General features: G+C 69.4%; 21 protein-coding genes and 1 pseudogene. 6 read left to right on the forward strand and 16 right to left on the reverse strand.

Annotation, left to right across the window (positions count from 1 at the left end; translation table 11 throughout):
- Nucleotide 1 precedes the first annotated feature (1 nt).
- The 4 genes from ptsP to HCR68_RS05975 all read left to right on the forward strand — a co-directional run bounded on the left by ptsP (nt 2) and on the right by HCR68_RS05975 (nt 4088).
- Entirely contained in the window at nt 2-1699 is a 1698-nt protein-coding gene (gene ptsP, locus HCR68_RS05960) for a phosphoenolpyruvate--protein phosphotransferase (RefSeq protein WP_167147523.1), read from the forward strand.
- Entirely contained in the window at nt 1696-2676 is a 981-nt protein-coding gene (locus tag HCR68_RS05965) for an acyl-CoA thioesterase domain-containing protein (RefSeq protein ID WP_167147525.1), read from the forward strand. Before ptsP ends, HCR68_RS05965 begins: the two co-directional genes overlap by 4 nt.
- A 52-nt stretch (nt 2677-2728) precedes the next feature.
- Nucleotides 2729-3082, forward strand: a complete 354-nt coding sequence (locus HCR68_RS05970) for a hypothetical protein (protein WP_243858962.1) — start codon at nt 2729-2731, stop codon at nt 3080-3082.
- Between the two features lie 529 nt (nt 3083-3611).
- Nucleotides 3612-4088 carry a hypothetical protein gene (locus HCR68_RS05975; RefSeq protein ID WP_243858963.1) on the forward strand — a complete coding sequence of 159 codons (477 nt, stop codon included), beginning with the start codon at nt 3612-3614 and terminating at the stop codon, nt 4086-4088.
- A 250-nt stretch (nt 4089-4338) separates the two neighbouring features.
- On the opposite strand, the gene HCR68_RS05980 is transcribed toward HCR68_RS05975, so the two are convergent.
- The 6 genes from HCR68_RS05980 to HCR68_RS06005 form a co-directional block, all read right to left on the reverse strand.
- Nucleotides 4339-5043 (reverse strand): M23 family metallopeptidase, encoded by a 705-nt coding sequence (locus HCR68_RS05980; RefSeq protein ID WP_167147528.1) that lies wholly within the window; start codon nt 5041-5043, stop codon nt 4339-4341.
- 149 nt (nt 5044-5192) lie between these two features.
- Nucleotides 5193-5648: a peptidase inhibitor family I36 protein gene (locus HCR68_RS05985; protein WP_208320516.1), complete on the reverse strand. Its 456-nt coding sequence runs from the start codon at nt 5646-5648 to the stop codon at nt 5193-5195.
- A 352-nt stretch (nt 5649-6000) separates the two neighbouring features.
- Complete coding sequence (gene ettA / locus HCR68_RS05990; protein WP_167147531.1) at nt 6001-7683, reverse strand: energy-dependent translational throttle protein EttA; 1683 nt, start codon at nt 7681-7683, stop codon at nt 6001-6003.
- A gap of 156 nt (nt 7684-7839) precedes the next feature.
- Nucleotides 7840-8787, reverse strand: a complete 948-nt coding sequence (locus HCR68_RS05995) for a CPBP family intramembrane glutamic endopeptidase (RefSeq protein ID WP_347878308.1) — start codon at nt 8785-8787, stop codon at nt 7840-7842.
- Nucleotides 8788-8941: 154 nt separating this feature from the next.
- Entirely contained in the window at nt 8942-10063 is a 1122-nt protein-coding gene (prfB, locus tag HCR68_RS06000) for a peptide chain release factor 2 (protein WP_167147533.1), read from the reverse strand.
- Nucleotides 10064-10156: 93 nt separating this feature from the next.
- Nucleotides 10157-11068 (reverse strand): LysR family transcriptional regulator, encoded by a 912-nt coding sequence (locus HCR68_RS06005; RefSeq protein WP_167147536.1) that lies wholly within the window; start codon nt 11066-11068, stop codon nt 10157-10159.
- Nucleotides 11069-11140: 72 nt separating this feature from the next.
- Between HCR68_RS06005 and HCR68_RS06010 the strand changes: the two genes are divergently transcribed.
- A complete protein-coding gene (locus HCR68_RS06010) occupies nt 11141-11497 on the forward strand; it encodes a hypothetical protein (RefSeq protein ID WP_208320517.1) in 357 nt (118 codons plus the stop codon).
- Between the two features lie 75 nt (nt 11498-11572).
- Here the strand turns inward: HCR68_RS06010 and HCR68_RS06015 are convergent, their stop codons facing one another.
- From HCR68_RS06015 to HCR68_RS06045, 7 genes and pseudogenes are all read right to left on the reverse strand, one after another.
- Nucleotides 11573-12085, reverse strand: coding sequence for a glycosyltransferase (locus HCR68_RS06015; RefSeq protein WP_167147623.1), 513 nt, complete (start codon nt 12083-12085; stop codon nt 11573-11575).
- 26 nt (nt 12086-12111) lie between these two features.
- Nucleotides 12112-12570: a hypothetical protein gene (locus tag HCR68_RS06020; protein WP_243858965.1), complete on the reverse strand. Its 459-nt coding sequence runs from the start codon at nt 12568-12570 to the stop codon at nt 12112-12114.
- Nucleotides 12571-12705: 135 nt separating this feature from the next.
- A complete protein-coding gene (locus HCR68_RS06025) occupies nt 12706-13137 on the reverse strand; it encodes a TadE/TadG family type IV pilus assembly protein (protein WP_347878310.1) in 432 nt (143 codons plus the stop codon).
- 31 nt (nt 13138-13168) lie between these two features.
- The gene (locus tag HCR68_RS06030) at nt 13169-13396 is read right to left on the reverse strand and encodes a hypothetical protein (RefSeq protein ID WP_167147541.1); all 228 of its coding nucleotides are present in this window, start codon (nt 13394-13396) and stop codon (nt 13169-13171) included.
- Between the two features lie 88 nt (nt 13397-13484).
- Complete coding sequence (locus HCR68_RS06035; protein WP_167147544.1) at nt 13485-14438, reverse strand: type II secretion system F family protein; 954 nt, start codon at nt 14436-14438, stop codon at nt 13485-13487.
- A complete protein-coding gene (locus HCR68_RS06040) occupies nt 14435-15286 on the reverse strand; it encodes a type II secretion system F family protein (RefSeq protein ID WP_167147547.1) in 852 nt (283 codons plus the stop codon). Before HCR68_RS06040 ends, HCR68_RS06035 begins: the two co-directional genes overlap by 4 nt.
- Nucleotides 15286-16538, reverse strand: a pseudogene (locus tag HCR68_RS06045) (ATPase, T2SS/T4P/T4SS family). The gene HCR68_RS06040 and the pseudogene HCR68_RS06045 overlap by 1 nt, the downstream one beginning before the upstream one ends.
- A gap of 289 nt (nt 16539-16827) precedes the next feature.
- Here HCR68_RS06045 and HCR68_RS06050 point away from each other — a divergent pair.
- On the forward strand, nt 16828-18132 hold the full coding sequence (locus HCR68_RS06050) for a phosphotransferase (RefSeq protein WP_167147550.1): 1305 nt from the start codon (nt 16828-16830) through the stop codon (nt 18130-18132).
- A gap of 61 nt (nt 18133-18193) precedes the next feature.
- Here HCR68_RS06050 and HCR68_RS06055 read toward each other — a convergent pair whose 3' ends face one another.
- From HCR68_RS06055 to HCR68_RS06065, 3 genes are all read right to left on the reverse strand, one after another.
- Nucleotides 18194-18922, reverse strand: a complete 729-nt coding sequence (locus tag HCR68_RS06055; protein WP_167147553.1) for a hypothetical protein — start codon at nt 18920-18922, stop codon at nt 18194-18196.
- 99 nt (nt 18923-19021) lie between these two features.
- Nucleotides 19022-22495, reverse strand: coding sequence for an ATP-dependent DNA helicase (locus HCR68_RS06060; RefSeq protein ID WP_167147556.1), 3474 nt, complete (start codon nt 22493-22495; stop codon nt 19022-19024).
- Complete coding sequence (locus HCR68_RS06065) at nt 22492-26124, reverse strand: UrvD/REP family ATP-dependent DNA helicase (protein ID WP_167147559.1); 3633 nt, start codon at nt 26122-26124, stop codon at nt 22492-22494. The genes HCR68_RS06060 and HCR68_RS06065 overlap by 4 nt, the downstream gene beginning before the upstream one ends.
- Between the last annotated feature and the right edge of the window lie 198 nt (nt 26125-26322).

The following is a 26322-nucleotide window of genomic DNA, read 5'->3' on the forward strand; positions in this document are numbered from 1 at the left end:
CATGACAGCGTCCGACACCACTTCCACAACCCTGTCCGGCATCGGTGTGAGCCCTGGCCTTGTGGCCGGCCCCGTCGCCAGGATGGCGCCCCCTATTCCCGAGCCCGAGATCGCCACCCTCGAGCCCAGCCGAGACATCGAGAAGGAGTGCGAGCGCATTGCGCTGGCGGCCCAGCAGGTCAAGAAGGGCCTGGAGCTGTCCGCCGCCGAGGCCAAGGCCGAGGCCCGCACGCTCCTTGAGACCACCGCGCAGATGGCGGCCGACCCCACCCTGACCTCAACGGCGCAGGCCATGGTGCGCGAGAAGCGCCTGGTCCCCGAGCGGGCCGTGTGGGAGTCCGCGGGGACACTGGCCACCATGCTGGAGTCCCTGGGCGGCTACATGGCCGAGCGCACCCGGGACGTGCAGGACGTGCGCGACCGCATCGTCGCCGTCCTGACCGAGTCCCCCATGCCGGGCATCCCCCGCCTGCCCGAGCCCTTCGTGCTCGTGGCCACGGACCTGGCCCCGGCGGACACCGCGCTGCTGGACCCGGAGAAGGTCATCGCCTTCATCACCTCCGAGGGCGGGCCCACCTCCCACACCGCGATCCTGGCGCGCGCCCTGGGCATGCCGGCGATCGTCGGCACCGGTGAGGAGGTCACCGACGCGCTGGCCGAGGGCGATATCGTCCTGGTGGACGGCACCAAGGGAACCATCACCATCAATCCGTCCGAGGACGCCCTGCGCCGGGCTCGGGAGCTCGCCTCACGCGTACGCGTCTTCAACGGCGACGGAGCCACCAAGGACGGTCACGAGGTCCAGCTGCTGGCCAATGTCGGCGACGCGGCCGGCGCCCGCAGTGCCGCGGAGGCCGGAGCCATGGGCATCGGCCTGTTCCGCACCGAGTTCTGCTTCCTCGACCAGCCCGAGGAGCCCACGGTGGAGGCCCAGGTGGAGGCCTACCAAGGGGTCCTGGCGGCCTTCCCCGGCAAGAAGGTCGTCGTGCGCACGCTCGACGCCGGAGCCGACAAGCCGCTGCCGTTCCTGACCGACGCCACCGAGGCCAACCCGGCTCTCGGCGTACGCGCCTACCGGACCACGCGCCGCGACCCCGAGGTCCTGGAGCACCAGCTCGAGGCGCTGGCCAAGGCCGAGGCGGCCACCGAGGCCAAGGTGTGGGTCATGGCCCCGATGATCTCCACGGCCGACGAGGCCAAGGCGTTCACGGAGAAGGCCCGCTCCTACGGGTTGAAGACGGCCGGCATGATGATCGAGGTGCCCTCGGCCGCGCTCATGGCGGACAAGCTCTTCGAGCACGCGGACTTCGCCTCCGTGGGCACCAACGACCTCACCCAGTACGTCATGGCGGCCGACCGTCTGCTGTCCTCGCTGGCGGACCTGTCCACGGCCTGGCAGCCGGCGGTGCTGCGCCTGATCGGCACGGCGTGCGAGGGGGCATCCCCCAAGGGACGCCCGGTGGGCGTGTGCGGTGAGGCCGCCGCGGACCCGGCGCTGGCCGCCGTGCTCGTGGGTCTGGGCGTCGCCTCGCTGTCGATGACGGCACGCGCGCTACCGGACGTCGACGCCGTCCTGAAGTCCATCACGCTCGACGAGTGCCGGGAGCTGGCGAGGATCGCCATCGCCTCCGCCACCGCCGAGGACGCTCGTGCATCCGTGCGCGCCCAGCTGCCGATCCTGGAGGAGCTCGGTCTGTGACAACCCCCTATCCCGTCCCCGCCGCCACGGAGGAGCCCCTCGGCTCGGTGACCCGGGTTCTCAGCCTGGCGGCGGGTGACGGGGAGGATGTCTTCACCGGCAGCTCCCTGCCGCAGCTGTCGGGCCGGGTCTACGGGGGCCAGGTAGTGGCCCAGGGCATGCTCGCGGCGGCCGCCACGGTCGAGGATGATGGCGACGGAGAGCGCCTGCCGCACTCGGTCCACGCCTTCTTCATGCGGGGCGGTCAGCCGGACAAGCCGATCAGCTTCGCCGTCGAGCGACTGCACGACGGGCGGTCCTTCTCTCAGCGGCGCACCGCCGCCTCCCAGGAGAGCACGCCGATCCTCACGATGCTCACCTCCTTCCAGGAGGAGCAGGAGGGCGCCAGTATCCACGTCACCGCCCCTTCGGTTCCGCTCCCGGAGGAGCTGACGAGCGCCCTGGAGATCTTCCGCACCATCGACCACCCGGTGGCGCGCTTTCTGGGACGCACGGCGGCCTTCGACCTCAGGCACGTGGAGGGCAATCTCTACCTGCGCCCGAGCAAGGAGCGGAGCAACATCCAGCACCTGTGGATGCGCTCACGCAGCCGCATCCCGGAGCAGACCCCTCAGACCGTGCACCGGGCACTGCTGGCCTACGTGTGCGACCAGGTGATGCTGGAGCCGGTGTTGCGCAGCCAGGGGCTGTCCTGGCGCAGTGAGGGCATGAGCCTGGCGACTCTGGACCACACCCAGTGGTTCCACCGGGACGTCGACATGGGCGACTGGTTGCTGTTCGTTCAGGACTCCCCCTCCTCACAGGGCGGTCGCGGGATGGCCCGCGCCCAGGTCTTCGACTCGTCGGGCAGGCTCGTGTCGACCATCGCCCAGGAGGGCATGGTTCGCATGCCCACCGACTCCGAGCCCGACGGCGGCTCGGGCCGTTGGCGGGTTCGCGTTGCCGAGGGCGACGACGGCAGCCCGATTCCCGGCTGACTCTCTGCGCATCCATCTCCATCGTCTCAAACGATTCAAGGCGGTGACTGCCGTGCTACCTACCGTGCTACCGGTTCTCAACGCCATCGCAGCGGCAATCAGCACGGCGTCGTCGCTACTGGTCGTCTTCCGGCCTCACATGATGAGCAAGTCGCGAGAGGTCAGTGCCGGTGAGCGGTTCTTCGCTCAGATGTATGCGGCCCGGGCGGTTCCGCTCGGTGTCATCACCGCAGTCGCTCCGTTCACCGTCGCCTCAGACATCAGTACCGTGAGGCTGATCCTCATGGCTGCGATGACGGTTCAGGTCATCGACGTCGGCATCGGCATCCGGCGCAGAGAAACAGCGATGATCATCGGTCCGTCAATCGCTGCTGTCATTCACGGTGCCACGGCATGGTTCGCTTGAGGTTCCAATCATTTCGACTGATGATCGCCCCCTGATCGGGCAGATATGCCCACGCGCAAAGGCTTATTCACGGGGCTGGCCATGAGTGATCTTGCCCGTGCTGGGTACAGGGGACACCGCGTTCGAAGGGGTAACGGAGACGCCGAGTCCGTACCTTGAAGGCTCGAACCGGAGTCTCGCTCCCGACCGCAACGCTCACGGCGGGACTCAGTGGCCAAGAATCACACGGACGGCCCAGGTCATGCCGCTGTTGTGTCCACAGAAATGACATTGGGGCCTCAACACCTGGATTCGAGTCGACGGATCGGCGTAATTCCAACGATTTACCAGCGTCGCACCCGCCATGACCGCTTCAATGTCATTTCTGTGGACACCAGAGTCCGCACACCCATCGCAGTTCAAGAAAGGTAGCGGAGACTGCTATGAATAATCCTCGCAGTACTCTCGACAGTACAGCGCACCGTGGTGCATCGCCTCGAGTGCTGCATTATTCTCACAGACAATCGCCCACGCGTTCAACGCCATGGTGGTGAGCCCCGAGGTGAGGGCGTTCGCACGGTTGGCCCACAGCCAGTCGACCGAGGTCGGTCTGCTCGCGAACAGCATTGGGGCCTACTTCTCCTTGTGCGACACGCCTGCCGGGACCTTCGAACGCGCTTGGCTGGTGTCGCCGCTCCTTGACCTCGAGTACTACATCCGGGACATGATGGCCAAGTACTCGGTGACCGATGGACAGCTGGAGGCAGAGACCGTGATCGACACGCCTCGTGGAGTGCTCGAGTGCCCCTACCTGCGCTTCGTCGAAAAGCATCCGGCGAGGCTGGACATTCCCAGCTGGATTATTCGCGGCGACCAGGATGAAGTGGTCTCTCTGGAAGCCCTCGGCCGGTTCGTCAGCGCACCCGGGGTCGAACTCGTCCAGATCGAGGGTGGCCAGCACTTCCTTGGCCGGCCCCCTCATCTCGACACGGTAGTTGCATGGTTCGAGCAACGTTATCCGTTCTGACATCGGAAGGGGATGGCCATGAGGATCGAGGACTGCGATTCCCCTCCAGGACGTACTTCTCCCGCAGACGACTGTGGTCAGCCCCAAGTCACCTGCGGGAGAACGCAGTCCTCGCGGAGAAAGTACGTCCCCGATCAGGACCAGCGTGCCAACCCGCGGGCTCATTCTCCGCTGCTCGCCTCAATCAGGCCGCCGCAGCCCCAAGACGCATGGCGAGCCACCGGCTCTGAGGTGACTCCAAGGCATCCCATCAGAGCCGGCTGATGATCGCCCCCTGCTCGGGACAGGTCCGCTCGTGCAACGACGACGGGCCGCTTTGCTTCGGGCTGCGTTGCTGGAACTCGTCGAAACGGAGCGGCACCCCTTTCGCGGCATGGAGATCAAGGCTGTCCATCGCCTGGATGTGGAGATGGGGCTGCGTGGAGTTCCCGGAGTTGCCGCATCTGCCGATCTGGTCACCAGCACGCACTCGGTCACCGGGCGACACCTGGAGGGAACCTCGCTGAAGGTGCACGAGTCCAACGTAATGAGCACTTTCTGCGACCTGGACGATGACGTGGTTTCCCAGGATGGTGGCCAGTCCCTGCCGAATTCGCCGGGGCTGGCTCAGCCCGTACGGGATGAGCGTGAGCATCGAGCGACGTGCCTCGTGATCGGGTTCGCCGTCGTGGACGGACACCACCGTTCCTGCCATAGGCGAGTACAGGGGGCGCCCGAAGGCGTAGAAGAGCTCCGGAGGCTCAGTTGCGAAGACCGTGCGCAGGCTGCGCGTGGGGGCAGTGCGTCCTTCATCGTCGACGGCGACGAAGTCGAAGGCGTAGGTGGTGCCGAACAGGTCGGTCCCGTGGCTCGGGACGCGGCGCGTGGGACTGACCTCGGTCAGCCACCACCCATCGAACGGGAGCCTCCCTATGACACCGCCTTCGGGAATGAGCTCTGGTGCCTTCCCACTCATCGCGACACCTCCCAACAGGCACTCTAAGCACGGTCATTGTTGTCAGGCAAGACGAGTGAGACGCAATCGGGGTGTTTACTATGAGAGTGGCGCCGATCGACATCCTCAGATCCGACCGACGCCACCGTCACAACAAATCCTCACAAGGACTAGAATGCACACACCCCATTCATGCACACCCTGTCGTAGTTGACTGAGTGCGACGCGTTCTCGTTCTTGAGGCCGGGCTGCAGGTTGACCAAGCTGCCGTTTGGAATTACCTGACTACGCCCGGAGTGGTTGGAGTTGTAGTACACCGTCACCGATGTCCCCGTCCTGTTCCATACCGAGGCCGCATTGTTCTTCACACACTTCCCTCGCCCATTGCCAGCCCCCTTGAACTCATAGCAGTTGGGCTGACGACTTCCATAGTTGGGAATGGATCCGTTGAAGTCGGAGACCGACCCCTGCCCGTTGCTGTTGTAGTAGAGGCAGAACTCTCCCGGGTCACAGACCCCGTCTCTCGTGGCGGCACTTGCTGTCGACGTCGGAATCAGGAGAGCACCGGCGGCGAGCATGATAAGTGAGCCGGCGCTTGCGATACGGCGAGCCATTGACGCACCCATGACGATTGTCCTTTCAAAGTGGAGGAGTACTCAAGGCGACGACCACGATCACATGAGGTCGCCGCCTGAAAAAACCTTAAAATCCACCTTAAGAACCTCACCAGAGCGGTCAATCCCCCTTGACGAACATCTACCCCAACCGCTATAGTGTTCAATTTTCTGCATCCGGTCGCACCAACGCCGGCGCCACCACTCTTGGTGAATTACTCCGGATCTCCGGCGACAGCAGCTTCCAGCACCATGACGCGACGCCCTCATTGTCCATAACAGAGACGCCTTTCCCCGGTCAGTCGGCTGGGGAAAGGCGTCTCTGTCTGAAGATGGCGGATCGAGCAGGTCGATCGCCCAGCGCTCAGTCGCGAGTGAGCTTCCTGTAGGTCACCCGGTGGGGGCGGGCCGCCTCCGGTCCGAGGCGCTCGACCTTGTTCTCCTCATAGGAGGCGAAGTTGCCCTCGAACCAGTACCAGCTGGCCGGGTCCTCATCGGTTCCCTCCCAGGCGAGGATGTGGGTGGCCACTCGGTCGAGGAACCAGCGGTCGTGGGTGATGACCACGGCGCAGCCGGGGAACTCCAGCAGGGCGTTCTCCAGCGACCCCAGGGTCTCGACGTCGAGGTCGTTGGTGGGCTCGTCCAGGAGGATGAGGTTGCCGCCCTGCTTGAGGGTCAGGGCCAGGTTGAGGCGGTTGCGCTCACCGCCGGAGAGGACACCGGCCGGCTTCTGCTGGTCGGCGCCCTTGAACCCGAAGGATGCGACGTAGGCGCGCGAGGGCATCTCCACGTTGCCCACCTGAATGTAGTCCAGCCCGTCGGAGACGACCTCCCACAGGGTCTTCTTGGGGTCGATGCCCGCGCGGGACTGGTCGACGTAGGAGAGCTTGACGGTCTGGCCGATCTTGAGGTCTCCGCCGTCGAGCGGCTCCAGGCCCACGATGGTCTTGAACAGGGTGGATTTCCCGACGCCGTTGGGGCCGACGACCCCGACAATGCCGTTGCGAGGCAGGGTGAAGGAGAGCCCGTCGATGAGGGTGCGTCCGTCGAAGCCCTTGTTGAGGTTGGTGGCCTCCAGGACCTGGTTGCCCAGGCGGGGCCCCGGCGGGATCTGGATCTCCTCGAAGTCGAGCTTGCGGGTGCGCTCGGCCTCGGCGGCCATCTCCTCGTAGCGGGCCAGACGGGCCTTGGACTTGGCCTGGCGCCCCTTGGCGGAGGAGCGCACCCACTCGAGCTCCTCCTTGAGGCGCTTGGCGAGCTTGGCGTCCTTCTTGCCCTGGACCTCGAGACGCTTCTCCTTGGTCTCCAGGTAGGTGGAGTAGTTGCCCTCGTAGGGGTAGAGGTGGCCGCGGTCGACCTCGGCGATCCACTGGGCGACGTGGTCGAGGAAGTAGCGGTCGTGGGTGACGGCGATGACGGCGCCCTGGTAGCTGGCCAGGTGCTGCTCGAGCCAGAGCACGGACTCGGCGTCGAGGTGGTTGGTGGGCTCGTCCAGCAGGAGCAGGTCCGGAGCCTCCAGGAGCAGCTTGCACAGGGCTACGCGGCGGCGCTCACCACCGGAGAGGTTCTTGACCTCGGCGTCCGGCGGGGGGCAGCGCAGGGCGTCCATGGCCTGCTCCAGCTGGGAGTCGAGGTCCCAGGCGTTGGCGGCGTCCAGGGCGTCCTGGAGGGTGCCCATCTCCGCCATGAGGGCGTCGAAGTCGGCGTCCGGGTCCGCCATGGCGGCGCTGATCTCGTTGTAGCGGTCCAGCTTGGACTTGATCTCGGCGACGCCCTCCTCGACGTTGCCGAGCACTGTCTTGTCCTCGTTGATCGGGGGCTCCTGGAGGAGGATGCCGACGCTGTAGCCGGGAGTCAGGCGGGCCTCGCCGTTGGAGGGCTGGTCGATGCCGGCCATGATCTTGAGGATGGAGGACTTGCCGGCGCCGTTGGGGCCGACCATGCCGATCTTGGCCCCGGGGAGGAAGGCCATGGTGACGTCGTCGAGGATGACCTTGTCGCCGTGGGCCTTGCGCGCCTTGATCATCTGGTAGATGTACTCAGCCACTGCTCGTCTGCGCCTTTCGTCAGGGTGTGAGCGGAGGTTCTGCGCGACGACGGCGACCGGTCGGTCCCGTCCGTGCGCACCGTGGCCAAGCCTAAGGGAGCCCCTGCGCCATGGCGACGACGGCGGAGGTGAGACGGTGCACGCGATGGGCTCGGCTCAGGTCCCTGGCAAGGACGATGCCGGTATCCGACGACGGCGATGGACCGCGAGAATGAGAAGACCGACCGCGGCCCAGAGCAGGCCCTGGAGAATCCACGTCACCGATCCACCGGGCAGGCGCAGAGAGCCCGAGACGTAGTAATTCACCACATGAAATCCTCCGTGCACGCCGATCGCGGCCCAGGTCGACCCCGAGATGAACCGAACGATCAACGCGGTTATCGCGAATCCGCACGGCAGGGCGAGATACGTGATGCGCTCCAACAGGTTCTGCTGGCCTCCCTGGGAGAAGAGGTGGAGGGCGGTGAATCCCAGAACGCTCGCAACCGCCGCGAACCGCCTCTCACCCAGTGAGGAGAAGAGCCAGCCCCTCCAGATGATCTCCTCGGGAATACCCTGGAGGAGGAATGCTATGGAGAAGGACTCCACGGCGACGAGCCACGCCGGCCCCGTGGACGCGGGCTGCTCGCCACCTGCAACACCGAGCACCTGGACGAAGCCGGCCGCTGCGAGATCCACGACGAGCGCGGCCAGAACCATCCCGGCCAGCCAGAGCAGGACGTGACGATTGATCTCCAGGCCCAACCTGACACGCCGGCCCCGATCCAGTGTGCGGCGCAGGAGACCGCACAGGGCAAGAGCGAGCAGCGTTGCCGACCCGTGTATCAGCAGCACGCAAGCACTCACCTCGATGGACTCCAACACGCCATCAGGATTCTCGTGGGCCATAGCAAAAGCCTGAATAGCGGGAATCTGCTTCAATAATGCCGGCGTGAGCGCGCATGCGAACATCACACCAACCGCAATCGCAACACGCAGGAACTTGCCGCCCAATAATAGTCGACCATCTCGATCCGATCGATATTCATCGAGATTCGAGGACTCGAGGGAGGATAATGTTGCCGAGGCCTGCACTGACTGAGGTTTTCCGTGTGATGCGCTCATGAAATTCACGGTACGCCCACCGTATAGCCCTCTCAATCGCAGAACACGAGAACCAGGGGCCGCCGGAAAAGAAATCAGGGATCCCTCCGGGGGATCCCTGATAATGGCAATGCCTCCGGAGAGCCTCTGAAGACCCTTCGGAGAATCGTCTCACTCAGTCCTCGGCGGTCTCCTGCTGCTTGCGCCAGCGGATACCGGCGTCGATGAAGCCGTCGATATCGCCGTCGAACACCGAGTCGGGGTTGCCGACCTCGAAGTTGGTCCGCAGGTCCTTGACCATCTGGTAGGGGTTGAGGACGTAGGAGCGCATCTGGTCACCCCAGGAGGCCTTGACGTCCCCGGCGAGCTCCTTCTTCTTGGCGTCCTCCTCCTGCTGCTTGAGCAGGAGCAGTCGCGACTGGAGGACGCGCATGGCGGCGGCGCGGTTCTGGATCTGGGACTTCTCGTCCTGCATGGAGACCACCAGGCCCGTGGGCAGGTGGGTGATGCGCACGGCGGAGTCGGTGGTGTTGACGCTCTGGCCGCCGGGTCCCGAGGAGCGGAAGACGTCGATGCGGATGTCGGTCTCGGGGATGTCGATGTGGTCGGTGGACTCGATGAGCGGGATGACCTCGACAGCGGCGAAGGAGGTCTGGCGCCGCCCCTGGTTGTCGAAGGGGCTGATGCGCACCAGGCGGTGCGTGCCGCCCTCGACGCTCAGGGTCCCGTAGGCGTAGGGGGCGTGGACCTCGAAGGTGACCGACTTCAGACCCGCCTCCTCGGCGTAGGAGGTGTTGAGGACCTTGACGGGGTACTCGTGGCGCTCGGCCCAGCGGGTGTACATGCGCAGCAGCATCTCGGCGAAGTCGGCGGCGTCCACGCCGCCCGCGCCGGAGCGGATCGTGACGACGGCGTCGCGCGGGTCGTACTCGCCGCTCAGCAGCGTGCGGATCTCCAGGTCGGATAGGTCCTTGCCGATGGCGTTCAGGTCCGACTCGGCCTCGGCGAGGATCTCGGCGGCGTCGTCGCCCTCCTCCTCGCCGGCGAGCTCGACCATGGCCTCGAGGTCCTCGATGCGCTCCCCCAGGCTCTCGACCCGCTTGAGGTCGGCCTGGGCGTGGGACAGGGCGGAGGTGACCACCTGGGCGGAGTCGGGGTCGTCCCACAGGTCAGGGGCGGAGGCCTGCTCGGAGAGCTCGGCGATGCGGGCACGCAGGGCCTCGGGGTCGGTCACCGCGGCGATGGAGGCGTAGGTGTGTCGGAGTCGTTCGATCTCGGCGGAGAAGTCAGTGGCCACGAAGGGGAGTCTACGGCAGAACGCACCGGGGGCGTCGCCGGGGCCGGTCCAGCACGCCGGGTCGTGAGCTGCTGGGACGTCCGCCGTCAAGCCTCACCCCAGCTCGAGCCCCTGGGCCTGGGTGAGCAGCGCCTCGAGAACCGCGCGCGTCGCCGGGCCCGGCTCGGTGCGGGTCGAGCGGTGACGCACCACCAGCTGGCGCACGCCCAGCCCGGGCAGGCGCACCACGCTCAGCTCGTCCGGGACGAGCCCGGAGTAGACGGCCAGCTCGGGCAGGAGCGCACATCCCAGGCCCTGGCTGACCATGGCCAGGACGACGTCGTAGTCGTAGGCGATGTGCCGCATCGTCAGCGGTGTGCCCAGCTGGCGCTCGAGGCGGTCCAGGGCGAAGGCGCCCGCGGTCCCCGGAGCCAGGTCGATCCACGTGGCGCGGACCAGGTCCGCCAAGGTGGAGGGAGTCGCCTGCTCGGCCGGGACGACGACGAGCCAGGACTCGTCCAGCAGCGGGACGTCAGTCATGCCCCGGGGGGCGGGAGGCAGCGTGTGCTCGTCGCGCTCGATGAGGACCAGGTCGAGCTCGCCGCGGCGCAGCCGGGACAGGGCGTTGCGCTCCTCGACCTCCTCGACGATCACCTCCAGCTCCGGGCTGGTGGTCGCTAGCGACGACAGCAGGGGCAGCAGGAGCGCACGGACCGCGGAGGCGAAGCTGCCCACCCGCACCACACCGGAGGGGACGGAGTCGTCCAGGTCCGCCAGCTCCCGGCGCACGGTGGTCAGCTCGTCCTCGATGCGCTCGGCCGCCTCCGCCAGGACCCTCCCGGCCGCGGTCAGGACGGCACCGGTGGGCGCGCGGTCCAGGACCCGAGCACCGCACTCGCGCTCCAGCAGACGAATCTGCTGGGAGACGGCAGAGGGCGTGATGTGAAGGATATCTGCCGCTGCGACGACTCCTCCGGCACGGTGGACGGCCAAGAGAACCGAGAGCCTCTGAGGTAGTACCTGCATGAAGCAAATCTACATCCCTCATGCAGAGAGATGCGATTGACCTTCATCTGCACGGAGTCAAGAATCGGTTCCGTGAACGACGTGCTCTCCTCCCTCATCTCTATCGGCGGCTGGATCGGTGCCGCTGAGCTCCTCGTGGCCTACTTCCTGGTCTCCAAGGGCACGATCGCGGGCGATTCGCTCAAGTACCAGGCCCTCAACATCACCGGCTCCGTGCTGCTGACCATCAACTGCGCGAACTCCGGGGCCTGGCCCAGCGTCATCGCCAACGCCTTCTACCTCCTGGTGGGCATCAACATCCTGTTCACGGTGAAGCGGGCCTACATCGCCCAGCTCTCCCGCCGGCAGAAGGAGGAGCTGAGGGCCCGGATGAACCTTCGCCGGCGCCACTCCCCCATCGTCCCGACAGGCTTCGTCGAGCAGGCCTGACGGCTCGGAGCCCCAGCCTGCTCCTTCACCGACCACCACCCAACAGTCCGCTACGACGCGGTGAGTCCCGCCGGCTCACTGCGTCGTCGTCATCCGGGCCGATCCGGTGGCGGTGATGGTGAAGCCGTCGGCAGGGACGATCCCCCAGGGCAGGAAGGGCGGGCGGGAACGGGCCTGGAGCGTCACGACGGCGGTGCGGCCGTTGGCGGCTCGGGCGCTGACGATCGTGATCCCCTCCAGCCTGGCCGCTGCGGGCTGGGAGGACAGGTCGGCGGCAGCGTTGGTGCTCACCGCGGCGTCGGTCAGAGCGCCGGGTACTGTATCGGTTCCGTCGATCCCCTCACCCTCGTAGTACGGGTTCCCGTCCACCCCGTCCGCACCCGCGGCCGCGGCCGAGTCAGCCAGCGAGGTGAGGGTCTTGAGGTCGAGGTAGACGGCGGTGGCCGAGGCCGCGACGAACAGCAGTGCGAGGACGACGCAGATGAGCCCGACTCCCAGCAGTAGCGTCTGACCGTCCTCCTCCCGGCGAAGCCGACGCGTCAGCGCCCCGGCCCATTGAAGAACGGCCCTGAGGCGCTGAGGCCTGATGCTCTGCCCTGCGCCCGCTGCTCCTCTCACTGCTCCTCCTTGCCCGGCAGGGTGATGGCCCGTTCGGCGTCCACGACGACGACGTCACGGCCGATACCCAGGGAGGCGAAACCCGGCAGGTCCACGCCGACCGCGACCTTGACGATCGCGGCCTGACCGCGAGCACAGCCGCGAGCACAGGCCACCGACAGGGACCCGGCCGGATCGGCGTCGACACCCTGGTCGGACAGGGCCAACCCCGTCGCCACCCGGGCCTTGTCCATGGCGGAGGGCGAGTCATCGACCTCCAGGACCCGACTGGCGGCGTCGGCCGCCGAGGCAACGGCGAAGGTCGTGGCCTGGATCTGGGCGAGTGTGACCACGAGGTAGAGGACGGGCACCACCAGGACGGCGCTCCAGCCGATGAACTCGACGATGGCGTTGCCCTCCTCCCGGCGCGCCAGCCTCCAGCCGCCCCGACCGCCACCGCCGACAACGCCTCGCAGCCACAGGGCGGAGCGCCGCCCCAGCCGCCCGATCAAGCGGGCACGCCCCTCCACCGAGGCCCGGGAGAAGACAGAGATGACAGAGACAACGGGGAGTCTGGGGACTTTGGAGAAGGGCACGGCAATCACTCGTACTCACCTCTCCCGGATGAGGGAGGACTCGTCGACCGCGTGCCCCGTGGCCGTCAGCGTCCCTCCGGGGCCGAAGAGTCCCAGAACCGGAAAGGGGGCTTTCACCGTTACCTCAACGATCGTCAGATCACCGGAGGGGACGCGGGAGACGGTGACGGTGTCCACGTAGCCGCGACGCAGTGCGGCGTCGGACAGGACCTGCACCCGCTGGCGGGCCTCGGCCTCCGTACCTCCGACCAGAGCGGCCCGGCGGGCCCCGTCGCCGGCGGCATCGGTGAGGACGTTGCGCGCGTATACCCCCAGGGCGACCTGGAGGAGCGCCACGAACACGATGATGACGAGTGCGCCGACCATGACGAAGTCGACGACGGCGGAGCCCGACTCTCCCCGAGTGCCCAGACGGCCCCGGATCCCGCAGGAGACGGCTCGCTCCAGGCGCTGAGGCACGAGGCGACGATGACCCCGTTCAGATAGCACTCGTCACCTTCGCAATGGCGTTGAGGAAGACCTCGGTCAGCGTGCTGCCGGCAACCGTCCACAGGGCCACGACGAGGCCGGCGGTCATGAGAGTCACCAGTACCCAGCCGGGAACGTCACCACGCTCGTCCCGCAGATCGACTCGGGGCAGGCGGGAGAGCCACCACGACCTGGAGCTGGAACAGGACTGGCGGGAGAGGGAGAGAGGGCGTTTCATGACTGCTCCTTGCTGGCGGGTAGGAATCTTCTGGGAGGAACGGCGAATGGACGAGCTCTGGAGATGAGGTGGAGGACGGCTGTTGCGTTCACACCCCCAGCCTGAGGACGAACAGCCCCGGGAAGAGGGCGAAGACGACGGTGACGGGCAGGACGAGGAAGACGACGGGGACCATCTGGGCGATCTCGCGTCTGCCGCCCTCCTCCATGAGGTCCTGACGTGCCGCCTCACGCGCGTCAGTGGCCTGGGAGCGCAGGACGTCGGCCAGTGGCGTGCCGCGCTCGAGAGCCACGACGATCGCCTCGCACAGGCGGGTGACGTGGACGGAGCCGACTCGCCTCTCCATACGGTCCAGCGCGGTGGACAGGACGGTTCCGGAGCGGATGTCGGTCAAGGTGGCACCGAGCTCGTCGATGAGGTCGCCCCGTCCGAGTGCCACGACGCGTTCAATGGCGGCCACCGGGCCCTGGCCTGCGCCGACGGCCAGGGCCAGGAGCTCGACGACGTCGGGCAGCTGGGCCTCGATCCGTGAGAGCCGCTTCGCCACCGCCCGGCTGAGCCACCAGTCACGCGCGGCCGCCCCGGCCACGGTCGCCATGAGGGACAGGACGATGAGCGCGGGCACGTTGACGGACCTGACCAGGGCCGCCAGGCCACCGACTGCCAGAACGAGGAGAAGCGCCGTCGTCGACCACAGGACCTGCTGAAGGCGGAACTGGTCGAGATCGACAGATGAACCGGAGCGCGTCAGACGCCGACGGACCGATTCCGCCGATGAGCCCAGGGAGTCGAGCATCCGGCCAAGGTTGAGGGCACTGGCGGTCGACGACATGAGCAGACCGACCACGGTGCGCCCGTCGGAGGCCAGGCCCGCCGGTGAGGTCAGGAGTCCCGAGGTCCTGGGCTGCCGGTGGACATAGGGCTCCAGCCTGGCCATGAGGGTGGGACGGCGTCGGCGGACGGCTGAGATGATAGTCAGGATCCCCACGGCGCCCACCAGACCCGCGAGTCCTCCGGCGAGTGTTGCGTTCATCGGCGTCATCGCAGCATCCTCTCCTCCTCGGGCAGCCGCCCCAGGCGCAGCATGAGGCGGTAGGCGATCACCGAGACGACGGCGCCGACAAGGAGGATGAGGGCACCGGTGGTGGTGGCGTAGGCGGCCGCCGCCTGGGGGCGGGTGGACAGTAGTGCCAGGACCAGCCAGGGGGCGGCGACCGCGACCTTGGCGCCGTTGACGGTCCACGACTGGCGAGCCTCGAGCTCTCCGCGGGTGCGCATGTCCTCGCGCAGCATCTGCGACAGGGAGCGCAGCAGCGTCCCCAGGTCCGTACCGCCGACCTCGTGGGCCAGGCGCAGGGCCTCGACGATCCGGTCGGCGACGGGGTCGGCGAAGCGGGCCTTGAGTCGGTCCAGAGAGCTGTCGAAGCGGGCGGTGGCGGCGTAGTCGGTGGCGAAGGCCCGGAACTGGGGACGGACAGCCTCCGGGCCACGCTCACCGAGGTTGGTCAGGGCCTCCGGCAGACTCATGCCCGCACGGACACCGGAGACGAGGGTATCGACGGCCTCGGGCCACACCTCACGCAGGCGGGTGCGGCGGTTGCGCGCCCGCGAGGAGATGACGAGGAAGGGGATCGTCGTGAAGATGGCGGCGAAGGAGGCCGCGACCGGCCAGGCGCGAGACACTCCCAGGAAGACCAGACCGACGAGCAGCCCCAGCCCGACAGAGCCCAGGACGAACATCGTGGGACTGGTGCGTCCGGCACCGGCCTGAACCAGGATGTCGGCCAGGAGCCGGGAGCGCCGCGAGCGCCACTGGGGCGGGTCGGAGGTGCAGGCCAGCCAGATGAGCAGCATCCCCACGCCGGCGAGGAGTCCCGCGACAGCACCCATCAGTACCCCTCCCTGCCGTTGGCGGGGCGCGCGTTCAACAGGGCGGTGAGGTCGTGACCGGCCCGGCTGAAGCGCTCGGCGGAGCCCGGCATACCCGCGCCCCGCACGAGGTTGCCGGCTGGGTCGCGGTGAAAGACGTCGGAGAGCTCGATGACGCCGTTCTCGACCCGACCGGACAGGGCCGAGACCTCTCTGACGGTACGGCGCCCACTGCGGTCCAGATCGAGGTGGACCACCAGGTCGATCGCGCTGGCCACGGTGGGGACCACGAAGTCGCTCGAGACGTTCTCCCCCGCCAGTAGAGGCAGCGTGCAGATCTTGATGACGGCCTCTCGCGCGGAGTTGGCGTGCAACGTGCACATCGAGGGCAGACCGGAGTTCATCGCGATGAGAAGATCGAGGGCCTCGGCCTCACGCACCTCCCCGATGAGGAGCCGGTCGGGGCGCATGCGCAGGGCCTCCTTGACCAGTCGGCGCAGGCTGATCTCACCGACGCCCTCGAGGTTGGGCGGCCGGGTCTGCATGGCCACGCAGTCCCGGTTGCGCAGAGCCAGCTCGAAGACCTCCTCGCAGGAGATCACCCGCTGCCCGCCCGGGATGGCCCCGGCCAGTGCCCGGACCATCGTGGTCTTCCCGGCCTGGGTGTGGCCCCTGAGACCAGGATGTTGAGACCGGATTGCACGGAGGCGTCCAGGAAGGCGGCCACCTGGCTGGTCAGCGAGCCCATGCGCACGAGGTCGCTGGTGCGTGAGGCACGGGACGTGTGCTTACGAATATTGACCGCCCAGTGCTGGGAGGTGATGGGCGGGATGACGACGTGAAGCCGCTGTCCCCCGGCCAGCTGGGCGTCGACGAAGGGGCTGGACAGGTCCAGACGCCGCCCGGAGGCCCGCAGCATCCGCTCGACCAGGACAGTGAGGTCCTCGTTCTCCAGGATCGTGGTGGTCAGCTCGGGGCGCCCGGAGCGGGCGATGAAGACGCGACCGGGGGCGTTGATCCAGATCTCCTCGATGGACTCGTCGTCCAGGTAGCTCTGGAGCGGTCCCAGGCCCGCCATGGAGTCCAGCACGTGGGAGCGGGCGCCAGTGGGGTCGATGAGCGGTGGGACGAGTCCGGCGTCGGAGCGGCGCAGGTAGTCATCCTCTGCCTCGGTCACGAGCTGCTCAAGGGCGGAGGTGTCCTTGAGCGGGTCGATCTCGCGAGCGCGAACCAGCTCGCGAACCTCCGTCAGGAGAAGATCGGCAGCGTCCATGATGCCTCTCAGCGTGTGTGGGGTTGTCAGAGGGAGAAGTGAGGATGAATGAGGATCGATCGGGGGTTCAGCGCCGAACCCCCGACACACCGGTCGGTTGGTGACCGCTGTCACGAATGAACTCTAGGGCACCTGGTCACGAAATGGCCACTGCCTTGGCAGGACCTGTGGATAACTCGGAGGGTGTCGCGCATCGGTCGGACCGGCTCCCATCGTTTTCGACGTTTGCCGCCAGCGGACGGGCGCGGCTGTCCTGCGAGATGTAGGACCTGTCGCCTACGGTTGGACCATGTCACAGCCTCCGCAGTCCCCGGACGCCCCCGGCACCACCGATGTCGACAACGGTGTCGACGGCCTCACCGACGAGGCAGCCTCCGACGTCGCTGCGGCTCCGACTGCCGATGACCGCGACGATCCCGGCGATCAGCACACTGAGCTGCCCGACGAGCATGACGACGGCTACCGCGCGCCCGTGGTCGTCGCGCCGTTGCCCGGCGCATCGGCCGGGCCGCCGCCGAGCGGCGGACCGGCCCCGCAGGCCCAGCCCATCGAGGAACCCCGGCCCCATCACTCCGCGCTGGCCCTGGCCGCGATGGCCAGCGTCGCCGTCGCCGGTCTCAACCCGGCCCGGCTGGCACTGCCGCAGTCCGAGACCGCGGAACGGCACATCATCGGCGTCATCGACACCCAGGGACGGCACTGGGAGGTTCATGAGGCGCGCACCGACGCCGTCGGCGCGTCCCTGGAGGCCGAGGCCGAGGTGCTGCGCCGCATCGGCCGGGTCGTCGACGACGGCAGGCTCTCCTTCGACGTTCCTCGCGTCAGCGGGTCCCTGCGCCAGAAGAGCGCCCACGTCCAGGTCCGCTCCCACGTGGAGGGCAAGCCGATCCCGGTGGAGGCGCTTCGTCCGGGCCCGGGAATGTCGGCGGGCCTGGGCAAGGCCCTCGGCGAGATCCACGAGCTGGCGATGTCGGTGATCTCCGAGGCGGGCATGCCGGTCTACGACGCCGAGGAGGTGCGCCGGCGCTGGCTGAGCCTGCTGGACGACGCCGCCGCGACCGGCAAGACTCCGCCGTCCCTGCTGGGGCGGTGGGAGCAGGCCCTGGAGGACACCGCCCTGTGGCGCTTCCGCCCCACCGTGGTCCACGGGGACCTCGCCGAGGAGAACGTGCTGGTGGCCGGTGGCACGGTGGTGGCCGTGCGCGGCTGGACCCAGGCGCACGTGGGTGATCCGGCCGAGGACCTGGCCTGGGTGTACTCCTCGGCGCCGGTGGACTGCCTGGACTCCATCGAGGACGCCTACGACATCGCGCGCTCCGAGGGCGTCGATCGGCACCTGCGCGAGCGGGCCGAGCTGGTCAGTGAGCTCAGCCTGGCGCGCTGGCTGCTGCACGGGGTGCGGACCGGGGACAAGCCGGTCATCAATGACGCGGTGGCGATGCTGGAGGACCTGGCGGCCCAGGTGGGTGACGCCCCGCTGGTGGAGCCGGCCACGCCCCGGCTGGCACCGGTGCCCGGCCAGCGCGAGCCCGCGGAGCCCGACGCCGTCACCAACCCGGTGGCGATGGTGCGCGTCGACGACGAGGAGAGCTAGCTGCCACCTCGTGCCTCATGGGGATCAGGTCAGTGGACCCCCGTGGGACGTCAGTGGGGTGTCAGTGGGGTGTCAGTGGGATTCGGCTCAGGAGCACCAGGAAGGCGATGGCCCATACCAGGTTGACGATGTTGAGCAGGGCCCCGTCCAGCAGTGGCTTGCCGGGGTAGGGCAGGCGGGTCAGGGCGTACCACGGGGCGGCCTGCACCGGAGGGGTCAGGAGCAGTGACCAGTGGGGAAAGGCGGTGGCCCCGGAGCCCAGGGCGATGCATACGAGGATCCATCCCAGCGTCGTCAGCCCGACAGCGGGGACCCAGGCCTGCATGAGGAAGCGGTAGAGCCTGCGCGCGTGCTCCAGGGCGGCGGGCTCGGACGCCTCGTCGTCGGCCTTCCCATCGTTCACCGTCTTTGCCTCCAGGTAGGCGGCGTGGGCGCGCTCGGAGGCCAGCGCGAGCGGGTAGAAGGAGGCGTGGGCCAGGGGTGAGAGGCTGAACCCCACTCCAAGAAGCACCACACCCGCCATCCCGACCGGTGATCCGCGCAGCAGCACCCAGTGCGCGTAGAGGCCGGCGAGCATGAACGGGATCGAGTAGTTGGCGACCAGTGCGCCCCATCGCAGGCGGCGCTCGTGAGTACGCGTGTAGAAGGCGTAGGCGTCGTCACCCATGAGCTCGATGAACTCGCCGTGCTCGTGCTTGTCAGGCCTGTGGAAGCCGACGATGAGCGCGTCCCCGAGGATCCAGCACAGGGCACTGACGAGGAAGGCGATCATCGACCAGGTCACCAGCACGTGAAGTCTCCTTACAGCGTCGAATGCGAGGAGCGGTGCCGGACCGCACCGGCCGCCTCTGGCCGGGCGGCCGAGCCGAGGACGCTCCTGAGGCGGACGTTAGCCCGGCTGCTCGGAGGCGGGAAGAGCCGTCATCTCGTTGCGCGATGAGTCGGGGGTCAGGGCGGAGGCGATCTTCTCGAGGCTGAGCAGGCCCTCCGCGGTGAGCTCGTCAACGCGCCCTGCGGGGTAGTCGACGTACACGTAGGCGGCGCGCACGCAGCTCGTGGGCACGCCCTGGGACGCCGCCCAGGCGTGGACGTAGACGCTGAGCTGGTCCACGGGGACCTGGCGGCGCCCGGTCTTCCAGTCGACGATGAGCCAGCCGGTCCCGTCCAGGCGGCGGAAGACGGCGTCCATGCGGCATCGCAGGGTGGTGGCGCCTACGGTGATCTCCCGGTCGGTCTCGGTGGCGGCCAGGACGTAGTCGTCCAGGATCGGCAGGTTCTCGGCCGTCTCCAGCCAGCGCTCGATGCGGGCCCGGTCCTGGGGGGCGAGGTTGTCGGGCACCCCCGCCTCCCCCAGGCCGAACAGGGTGCCGCGGGCGCTCAGGCGCTGGGCGACGGCGTCGTGGAAGACGGTTCCGAGCCGGCCCGCGGCGCGGGGCTCTGGCGGGAGAGGGCGACGCAGGTCCAGGGCGAATCGCCGCCGGTCGGCGCGCAGGTCGTCCAGGCGGGTGGCGGCCAGGTGCTCGGGAAGCCGGACGGAGGGGACCTCGGTCGAGGCACTGGCGCGCTCGGCCAGGAGCAGACCCGCCTCGACCTGCCAGCGCCGCAACGTGTCATCGCTCGCCTCCGGTCCCTGGCCGAGGCCCGTTGGTCCCCTCCTGCCAGGAGCCGGCTCAGTGGGGTCGGCCTCGGTCATGGCGGTGTTGACCCGGGCTGCGGCCTCATGCCTGGCCCGGCGCAAGGCGCCGGCCCGGTCCGAGACTCCTTCTCCCTCTGCGCCATGACCCGGCGCACCGCTCTCCGGTTCCTCGGCGTCCGGAGGCCAGGTGCCGACATGGGTCAGAGCGGTCAGCGGGTTGGGGCGAGTCTCGTCGAAGTCCACCCAGCCCTCTGCGTAGGGCACGAGGAGGTCGCGCCGTCGGAGCTCGGTGAGGAAGCGTGAGGGCTGACGTGGCTTGGAGGCGGTCTTGGACAGGTGGGAGCCGGTCAGGAGGAGCTCGTGGCGGGCCCGGGTGAAGGCGACGTAGGCCAGGCGGCGCTCCTCGCGCAGGCTCTGGCGGCCCAGGGCCTCCTTGTAGGCGGTCATGGTCTCGGTCAGGAGGGGCTTGTCGGTCGCCGCCGGGTTGAGGTCGCCGACGGTGAAGGGAGGAAGGTCCTCGGCGTCGGCCCTCAGCGGGTAGGGGAAGGTCGAGGTGCTGCCCATCCATCCGGTCTCCACCACACGCAGGTCCTCCTTGACACTGCTGGTGTAGGAGGGGAAGACCTGCTCGTCCATGCCGGGCACGGCGACGACGTCCCACTCCAGGCCCTTGGCGGCGTGGATGGTGAGGAGCTGGACCGCACCGGGCGCGGGGTCGACCTCGGGGGCGCTCATGGCGTCCTCGTGCTCCTCGGCGGCGTCGAGCCACTCCAGGAAGCCGGTGAGTGTGGCGGCGTCGGTGTCCGTGGCGTAGGCAAGGGCCGTCTCCTGGAAGGAGTCGAGGGCGCGGTGCCCCATCGGGTCTCCGACCCGGGCGGCGATCTCGATGTCGAGGTCGAGGGCCTGCTCGGCCAGTGCGACGAGGTCGGGCAGGGGCAGGGACATGGCCTCCCGGACGCGTCTGATCGCCCGGGCGGTGCGCAGTGCGACGGCCAGGCCGGCCGGGGTCAGCTCGACGGCGGTGGTGGGCACCGCCTCGCCCGTCCCCTCCTCGTGGCGGCGCAGCAGGGTCTCCAGGGCCTCGCTGAGCAGCGGGGAGTCGGCCTGGTCACCGTTGCCGTCGGCGCCGGGCCGGCTCTCCTGGGGGGCGGGGCGGACGATCTCGCGGGCCAGTGCCGCCAGGGCGTGCAGGTCGCCGGCACCGATGCCGAAGCCGGTCAGGAGCCTGACCACCCTGTCGCCGCGCTCGGGGTCGGAGGCGGCGGTCAGCAGGGCACGGACGTCGGCGACCTCGGGGACGTAGAGCATCCCGCCCAGACCGACGATCGTGTAGGGCAGGCCGGCGGCCTCCAGCTCGACGGCGATGGGTTCCATCTGCGCGCGGGTGCGGCACAGGACTGCCATCTCGGCGCTGGGCGACCAGCGCTCGGCGAGGAAGGCGGTCACGGTGCGGGCCTCCTCGGCCGGGGCCTGGAGGAAGGCTCCGTGCACCGACCCGGGCTCCAGGCCGAAGGCGACGGGCCGGGCCTGCAAAGGTGCGACGGCGATGTGCTCACCCACCGGGTCCCCGTCCTGGACGACCCCAGAGCGCAGGGGCGCCGAGACGGCGTTGGCGACCTCCAGGATGGTGGAGTCGTTGCGCCAGGAGGTCGACAGCTCCAGGACGGGGGCGGCGTCGGCCGGTGAGTCCCCGGAGGCGAGGCGGGCGGTACCGGTGGGGTTGAAGCGCTGGTGGAAGGTGTCCAGTGCCCCGGCGCTCGCCCCGCGCCACCCGTAGATGGCCTGGTGGGGGTCGCCGACGGCGGTCACCCCGGAGTCGGCGAACAGTGCGGACAGGAGGCGGACCTGGGCCACCGAGGTGTCCTGGAACTCGTCGAGCAGGACCGCGGGGTACTGCGCCCTCACCTGGGCGGCCGCCTCCGGGACGGACTCGGCGATGGTGCAGGCCAGGGCGATCTGGTCGCCGAAGTCGAGCAGGCCGTGGCGGCGCTTGTGGTCGTGCAGCTCGGCGACGACGTCGAGCAGGGCCTCCCACTCCGTCATGACCTCGGGCGCCTTGCCGACCAGGGTCTTGCAGCCCTTGATGGCGGCCAGGGCGGTGAACTGCTCGGTCAGGTCGGCCAGGTCCGTGGCGGCCTCCTCGATGGTCAGCAGGTTCTGGCTCAGGGCGTCGCTCAGGACCAGGGCCGCGCTCGCGTTGTGAATGAGGCCCTCACTGGGCAGCGGGAGCGTACGCGCCTCGAGCAGGGAGGTGACGATCTGCCAGGAGCGGGCCTGGGTGATGAGGGTGGAGTCGGGGTCGACGCCGATACGCAGACCGTGGTCCCGCACCAGTGAGCCGGCGAAGGAGTTGTAGGTGGCGATCATCGGCTCGCCGACGTCGGTGGCATCGCCGGCTCCCCCGCCGCCGTCCGGTGCACTGACTGGGAGCAGGCCGGCGGCGCCGAGGCTGGCCAGACGGGAGGCGACGCGCTGGTCGAGCTCGGCCGTGGCCTTGCGGGTGAAGGTCAGGCCCAGGACCTGGTCGGGGCGGACCTGTCCGGTGGCGACCAGGTGGACGACCCGCTGCGCCATGGTGGCGGTCTTGCCCGAGCCCGCCCCGGCCACCACCAGGAGCGGGCCGAGCCGGTGGGCGATGACGCGGGCCTGCTCCTCGGTGGGGGTGTGGATGCCGAGCGCCGCCGCCAGCACCTGCGGGGTGAGCTCGCCAGGGCCGGTGGGGGTCATGAGACGACCCTCCTTCCCTCGACCTGGACCGGGCATGAGTCCTTGACCATGCAGGTGCGGCAGTGATCGCCGGTTCGGGCCTCGAGCAGGGGCCCCAGGCCGGCCACGGCCGCGCCGGCCACGAGATCCTCGGCCCAGTAGTCCTCGAAGCCCTCTGCCGCGGCGCTCACGTCTGCGTCAACGGGCTCGTCACCGGGCGTGCCCGCAGGCTCCGGGGCTGCGGGGCTGGGGTCGAGCGCGGCGCCCGGTGGGGCCAGGACGTAGCCGTCACCGGAGCGCCTGGAGGGCTCCTTGCCCAGGAGCACCAGGGCCCCGCCGACGACGTCGCGTCCTTGAGAGCTCAGGGCGAGCCGGTAGGTGGCCAGCTGGGGGTGGCGTTGGACGTCCTTGGGAACGCGTTGACCGGTCTTGAGGTCGATGACGCGCACCGCACTGTTTCCGGCAGCCCCGGCGGGGTCCTCCGGGGTCTGTGCTGCCCGGGCCCCGAGGTGCTCGAGCCGGTCGATGCGGCCGGCGATCCTCACCGGGACGGCATCGAGCCCGACCGCGGACATCCGCACGCCGGCCCGGTCACGAACCTCGGGGCTGAGGACCCGCAGGGGGATGTCCACGTCGGCACGGACGGGCTGCTCGACGTCGGCGCGGATGCCCAGGGCGTCGCAGTCGCTCAGGTAGGCGTCGAGCCGTTCGATCATGGCGCGGGCGCGGTCCGCGGCCAGGCCCCCCTGCCAGGTACCGGGGTAGCCGAGGTCGCCCAGGCGTTCCTCGAAGGCCTCCCGCAGGGCGGGACCGCGCAGGTGCTCAGCCTCCGCCCGCTCGGCCACCGCGTGGATGAGGCTGCCCAGGGCCTGGGCGTCGCTGGCGGGGGCGGAGCCGCCGTTGCGGGTCAGGAACCACTTGAGCGGGCAGGCGGCCAGGCCCTCGACGTCGGAGGGACTGACCCGAATCCGCTCGCCGGCGGCGACGAGCGGGGCGGTGGACGTGGGGCCTCCCGCACCGATCCAGGTGACGGGGTCCGCACCGGGTACGTTCTGACGAGCGAGGTCGGCCAGCAGATCGACGGCGACCCGTCCACGCCGACGTTCGGCGGCGGTGGCCGTCTCCAGGTTTCCGGCGACGGCCGCCCGGCGCAGCTCCCCCACCAGGCCGCGCAGGGTGAGGTCGCCGGTGTCGGGACTGACGACGGGGGCGCCGTCGGCGTCGGTCAGGGCGATCCCGGTTGCCCGGGCGATCTCCGTCAGGAAGGGTGACGGGGAGTGATCGGCGTCGGCGGTGGCGGTCAGCAGGAGGCGTCGGGTGGAGCGCGAGAGAGCCATGATGAGCATGCGTCGCTCGTCGGCCCGCACCTGGGCGCGGGCGGCCGCAACGACGCCGCTGCCTCCAACCTTTTCCCCACCCCTCGAGGTGTCGCCGCCTGCGGGCAGGCGGTCGGTGACGGCATCGACGAGCAGACCGGTGCGCGTCAGGGAGTCCCGCAGGCGCAGGTCCGGCCAGCGGTCCCGTTCCAGCCCGGCCACCACGACGAGCTCCCACTCCTGCCCCGCGCAACGCGCCGGAGTCATGACGGCCACGCCCTCGGGACGCCGCCCCTGGGGGGCCACGGAGTCCGAGGGCAGGACCTCGGCGTCGAGCTCGGCCAGGAAGCTGGACGCGTCCTGACCGGGGTGGCGCTCGGCCCAGACCTCGGCACGCTTGAACAGGGTGGTGACGACGTCGAGGTCGTGCTCGGCGGCCTCGGACAGGAGTGAACGCACCGAGCCGGCGGATGGCCGCAGGGCGGTGGCCCGCCAGGCCTCGGCCCGACCGGAAGCGGCCCAGGCGGCCCACAGCAGGGCCTCGACATCGCGAGGGGAGTCGGCGGAGGTGTCACCGATGGCGTCGCGCAGCGCCGAAATGATGCGGGCGGCGGCGAGCAGCCGGTCCGCCTGAGCGCTGAGCGGCTCACCATCCAGGGACCGGGCGAAGGCAGTGGCCTGATCGGTCTGCGCCAGCAGGGTCAGGAGGGCGGTGTCGGCGCCGGTTCGAGGACCGGTCCCCGGAGTCGGCTCGGTGGGCGTCACGAGCTCGGCAACCCCAGTGGAGTCAGTGGACTCAGTGGGCTCAGCCTCGCCGGCACTCCTGTCTGCGGCGGCCGGGTGCTGGCGCAGCCTGCGGCGCAGCCGGCGCAGATCCATGGTGGTCAGCCCGACCATGGGGCTGGTGAGCAGGTTGATGGCGGCCTCCCGCTGCGGTGGTGCGCCGGTCTCCCCCAGCTGGCCGCGGACGGCGGCACGAACGATGTCCAGAAGCGCGGCGGCAGCCGGCTCGGCGCGCAGCAGCACCGCGGGCGTGCGGGAAGCCAGGGGCACCCCCCGTCTGCGCAGGTCCCTGGCCAGTGCCTCGGCGTCTCCGGCGCTGCGGACGATGACGGCCATCTGCGACCAGGGGGTGGCGTGGTGGACATGCTCGAGCCGCAGCGCCCGGGCGATGTGGGCGCGTTCCTGCCAGGTGCTGGAGGCCAGGATCGCCTCGACGCCGGCCGGAGCCGCAGGCCGGTCATCATCAGGCGCACGGGAGGAGCTTGAGTCCGAGAGGTCAGGATCCAGCGTCGTCTGCCGGTGGGTGGCCGTGCCGGTCACCGGGACGCGGGCGCTCTGGTCGGCCACTGCTGCCGCGATCGCCGGGTTTCCCCGGTAGCAGGTGGTCAGCGTGAGGCGCGTGGCCGCCAGTCCCGAGCGGTCCTCAGCGGCGATGAGCAGACTGGGCGTGCCTCCGCGGAAGGTCTCGACAGCGACGTCCGGGTCTCCCAGGACCACGATCTGCGCCCGGTGCCCGTCGGGGTCCGGGGTGGCCAGGGCCGTCAGGAGCCTGGCGGTGGCGGCCGTGCAGTCCTGGTAGTCGTCCACGATGACGAGGTCGGGGACGGGCCGGGGGACGGTGACGCCGTCGGAGCTCCAGGCCCGCAGGGCCTCAACGGCCCGGTCCTGGAGACGGGCCGTGTCCATCTTTCGGGTCTGCGCCCTGCGTTCGGCACTGGGTCTGCCCTGGGCGTCCCAGGTGCGCAGGAGCTGGGCGGACGGCTCCCAGATGGGGACGTTGAGCCGGCGTCCGAGGTCGGCCAGCTCCTCGGCGGTGGTACCGAGCTCTCCGGCGCGCGCCAGGAGATTGCGCAGCTCGGAGCGGAAGGCCCGCGAGCCGGTTGCCTCGGTGGGGAGCCCGGGCCAGGTGATGGTGCTGATCATCGAGGCCAGGACGGAGTCCTCCTCCGCACCGGCCAGCAGGACCGGGGGCGGCAGCGGGTCGGGTCGTCTGGTCAGCGAGGTGGTCAGGATCGTCAGGGCGAGGGCGGTGGGCGTGCGCACCCGCACGACGCCGTCGCCGTGACCCTCTCGCAGCAGGTGGGCGGCCCGGCCGCGCAGCGAGTCCGCGCGCGCGCGGGTGGGGGCGAGCAGAACGGCGTCCCGACCGTCGGCGACCGCCTCCGACAGCAGCCTCAGGGCCAGCGAGGTCTTCCCGGTTCCGGGCGCGCCCAGGACGACGACGTTGGAGCCCTCGGACACGCGGTCCAGGACCCGCTGCCCGTCGGCGTCGGCACAGGGGAGCTGCGGCGCCTCAGGGGGCGGGAGGAGGTGGATCGGGTCCTGGGACATGGGACCATCTCACCACGAGCCACTGACATGGAAGGCGCACCGTTAAGGGATCGTCACCGGCAGCGGGCCCGCAGCCCCCGGGGAAGTCGGCCGCGCGCATGTCCGCGTGGCGCGAAACGGCGCGGTTCCGCGGCGCTGGGACGCATGGCGCGACCCAGGCGCCTCTAGGATCAGGGCAGGTTCAAGCCGCCTCTCCCC

The sequence above is a fragment of the Actinomyces sp. ZJ308 genome (genome assembly GCF_011752065.1).
In the GTDB taxonomy this organism is placed as follows: Bacteria; Actinomycetota; Actinomycetes; order Actinomycetales; family Actinomycetaceae; genus Actinomyces.